This window comes from Methanofastidiosum sp., assembly GCA_035362715.1.
GTDB lineage: Archaea > Methanobacteriota_B > Thermococci > Methanofastidiosales > Methanofastidiosaceae > Methanofastidiosum.
In genome coordinates, this window is the sequence record DAOSDU010000030.1 from 1 (window position 1) to 4,296 (window position 4,296).

At 33.7% G+C, this 4,296-nt stretch carries 4 protein-coding genes; all 4 read right to left on the minus strand.

Annotated features, from left to right (window positions below; genetic code table 11):
- On the minus strand, positions 1-1,123 hold a 1,123-nt coding region (locus PLI06_10120), incomplete at its 3' end, for a hypothetical protein (protein ID HOI77948.1).
- Positions 1,110-2,225: a hypothetical protein gene (locus tag PLI06_10125; GenBank protein ID HOI77949.1), complete on the minus strand. Its 1,116-nt coding sequence runs from the start codon at positions 2,223-2,225 to the stop codon at positions 1,110-1,112. The genes PLI06_10120 and PLI06_10125, both read right to left, overlap by 14 nt.
- A 21-nt stretch (positions 2,226-2,246) precedes the next feature.
- Positions 2,247-3,383, minus strand: coding sequence for a hypothetical protein (locus tag PLI06_10130; protein ID HOI77950.1), 1,137 nt, complete (start codon positions 3,381-3,383; stop codon positions 2,247-2,249).
- Between the two features lie 71 nt (positions 3,384-3,454).
- Positions 3,455-4,042 (minus strand): hypothetical protein, encoded by a 588-nt coding sequence (locus PLI06_10135; protein ID HOI77951.1) that lies wholly within the window; start codon positions 4,040-4,042, stop codon positions 3,455-3,457.
- Positions 4,043-4,296: the final 254 nt, after the last annotated feature.

A 4,296-nucleotide genomic window follows, 5' to 3' on the forward strand; every position in this document is an offset into this window, starting at 1 on the left:
TCTTTATTTCAGAATATTTATAGTATTTCTTATCCTTAAAATATAATTTTCTATTTGCATTTAAATCGAACCAATTCCCTAAACCAACCCTATCGCTAGTACATAAATATACACATGAATCTTCCAATGCAATATAATCTTTCAGACTAATGACACCTTTTAGAGAATAGGTAATATTTTGAACGTCTCTACATAAGCTACCAGTATCCTCTTCATCTAATATAATAGAATGTTCTTCTGATTCTGGAGGTTTTAAATCGATATCAATTATTGTTCCAGACATTTTTCTACCAGAATTTAATTCAGAATTATAGTGTTTGTTAATGATATTTTCATATTTATCAAGAAAATTGCTGTATTTTTCGAGTCCATATTTTAATTGAGTGTGAATTTTTTCTTTGTCGTCGATTTGCTTTTTCACAAAATAACAGGTGGCAAAAAAAATCAGGATGGTGAACGCCACAAATAGGTATTTATATAATTGCTTATAATTACGTCGAACACCATGAAATAATAATTTTGACAACAAGATAAGATCACCACTTGATTCACCTACACTAATAACTATTTTGTTACTACTAAACTTTCTTATTTTGTGTAGTTCTGAAGACTCATAATAATCAATATTGTTGGTTTTGTTCTTGAAGTAAGATCTCCAACTCGGCAATATATTCTCTTTAGGACAAATGAAGATTTTATATTCATTTTGCTTTATGAATGAGTCTAATTTGCAAAGAAACAATCTTTGATTTTCAGCAGTTTTAAAAGGTTGTAAATAATTTTTGACCAATAATCCAGTGCACAAAATTTTACATGGTTCTATAGATGGTATATAAAAGTTACTTAACAGAGTTAACAAAAAAGCCAGATCACTAGAATCACCTGGTTGAGAAGAATTGTCTTTGATTAATACACCTTCTGGAACATCTTTATATAATCTTCTATAAACATTTTTAACTCTGTCAGAAATTGATTCATTTGCCTCATTTGTATCATAACATAGTTCTAAATCACAATATTCTGATTCATAGTATTCTTTTGAACCAGGATTAATATAAGAACCACTAAAGTTTTTTATGGCTGGGTAAGCAAATAACAATTTGTCATAATCACTTGTCATCATCAATTCCTATTCTGATTGTCCATTTATCAGTGTATGGCCTGAAAGCCAAATATTCTGCAGTGAAAGGCGCTTTAATATTTTTTTTGCTGCTAAATCTTATTGATTTATATATTGAATCATCATTAGGGTTAATAAAATACAAAATAAAATTATGGAATTCGCTCCCAACATATGATGTGGATATATGTATTGAATCATTATCCCAACTTACAGTTACTTTGATGGAATTATTAAGAACGTTAAAGACGTTTTCGTCGTTGCCACATGCTGCCGCCAGTTGCAAACCCGCATTTTTCAGAAATTTTGCTTTTGGGTATATAATTTTATCCACTTCTCTTAATTTTTTGTATTTCTCAAAATCTAGAACATTCCCAGGAACTGAATCGTTTTCTTCCTTTTGATTTGAATTAAATATTTCAAGTACAAGAGCTGCAGACTTTCGATTAAAAAAAGATGATACCCTTCTTTCCAATTGCACAAATTCAGAAGATTCACCTTCTATTTCTTGTTCTCTTAAATCGCAAAACTTATTCCATATATTAACCACAACGCCTACGGACTCTTCACCTAATAATTCCCCAAGATGTTCCTTGTGTAACGTATAAACATTCCAAGGTTCAGCAAAACCACCAAAATTAAACAATGGAATGTCGTCCGTTCCTTGCATTTCTTCATATTCGTAAATTTGGGCCACTTGAAAACAATCAATCATATCTGCAGCTTTTAATAAAATTACACTTGGAGCTTTGTAGTAATAATCATCATTACCCCAACCAGCTAGATTTCTCTTTACTGTTCTAATTTGGCCAGGGCATAAATGTGATGTCAAGGAAGATACCAAATCAAATTCTTCCTTTAATATCGGTTCAAACGCTTTTGCAAGGTTTATCCACGGAGACAGTGCAGTATTGGCGTTGATTTGTTTTTCACGGCAAAAGCTGCATTGTTGCAAGTGTCTTTCAAACTCATCCGAACCCCTCAAACTAGGTGGTGGACAACTGCGCAATCTGAAGGCAGTCTCTAATGCCTGATTATAAACAGTTGAATCTATAAGGTTAATAATCTTGTCATAATTATTCATAACGGGTCCCTTAAGCATCATATTTATATATACGGTGAATAATCAGATTATTTCAGAAAATAAATCACTGACTGATGTAATCCCTTTTTTTCTTAAGTCCGCTAAGAGTTTTCTTAAAGCGGTTTCTTTGATCTGCGTGACTCGAGAGTTAGTAATCCCAAGATTAATTGCAATCTCGGTCTTACTTATATCATTCATAACACCTTTAATAATTTGTTGCTCTCGTGCATCTAATTTACAGATGGAGTCATCTAGAATATCTTGAATTTCCTTAAGGCCTGGAGGTGGGAACGGTGGAGGGGACGGAGGAGGAGGCTCTACTTTCCCCGGCTTTTTATAAAATTTACGATCATAATCCACAAGTGTTCTAATCGGAACTACAACATTATCCTTCCGATAATTGGTAACAAATGATTTCCAGAACAGAAAAATCATTTTTTTAAAAAAATTCTTCGCATCCATATCTTTAGCGAAGCATCCATGATTTAGCGGATTAATGAAATTGCTAAAATCTATATCAAAAGAGTATTTAGTTATTTGTTCTTCATCGTATTTATCGTATTGGGCTGAAAAACCGAAAAAACTTTTATTACTTTCGGCAAGGTATATAAGGTTGCCAATCTCCTCATCACGGTAATTATTTTTGTACAATTGAAATAATGTACGCCTATATTGCTCGTACCGTTCATCTCTTACTTTATCTAAAAACCTACTCTTGACGATCTTGAGTATGTAATTTTTTACTTCTGACAATAAAATGTTTGCAGCTAATTCATAATCGTCATCAGTAAGAGCTTTGTTTATAGATGATTTTTTAGAAGGTGACATTTTGACAATTCTATTTTCAATCAGACCTTTAAGCTCTTCATTATTACTGTAGTCGCAATACAATATACATATCAAATTGCTTAAACCACTATATGCTTCTGTAGGCGCACCTTTATTAGGACCAGTTTTACTTATGGGATTGTTAATAATTGACAGCAATATGCTATAAATTTCATTTAACAGGGGCGTGTCATAATCGGGTTCAGTTTTAGGCTCAACATCAGACTTCTCGCATTTGGCGCTTTCTGGAGAAGGGTCAAGAATTTTGGATGAAGGCGATATTTCAAAAGCCCTAAAAAGCTCATCTCTATCAATGGTCTTTAATAGGAATTTGACGCATTGCTTAATCACTTCTTGCGCCTCTGCAGTATAAATCCAATCATCAAATTTCATATTAACCTCAATAAAGAAAGTTCAATTCGTCACTCATAAGTGCTTACAGAAGTTAACGGTTTAAATTTAGCTTCCTTATATATTTTATTTTCTTTCGACTCTAATTTCATCTTTCCCCAATAATTTCGAACCAGTTCATAGTTCGATATACCTTCATCAGGCGCTACGCCCAAATATTCAAGGACTATATTTTCTTCCGAATAGAAATCAACAGGAATTAAAAATTGGTACACAAGGTAGGTATTGTAATCAAATCTAAATGGTGATTTGTTGCTAGTTGAAAGCACTGGGCTATTTGAGGGTATAAAACAACCTGGGGTTCTTGGGACGGAAGAACAGGGAAAATATAGGTTACATTTGCATTTATCATTGAATTTCGAGAATAAAAAAATAAAGTGACATCCAGACGGATCTTCTTTTACGGTTGAAGAAGAGGGAAATCCCATATTGGTCTTTTCCCATAACCATATATTCTTCCCTCCCCAAAACACCGAATTCTTTTTCCAATCGTTGGGAAACAAGATACTTAAAAGTTTTTTTATCTCCTCTTCGCTATATTTCATGTTTACGCCCCCTCCAAAACTATTGAAAGTCGGTAAGACGGCTGCAACGACCATTTATAAATCAATAGCAGGGCCTTGAAAAACTCCCTGATTTTATCCCTATAACCTCCATCTGAGGTTTTTCGGAGACGTTTTCTTAGATTTTGTCGGTAATGTTTCGGTTGTCTTTGCTCTTTGCAGCCATTTTGACCGGTTATTTGGACCGGATTTCGTCTCTGGAGCGGCCTACTCTCACTTTATGTGGTAGAGACTGCCAAGTTTCGCATCCGAACCAGGTTGTATGCCGTTACCGCAAGAGTGAAGTACCA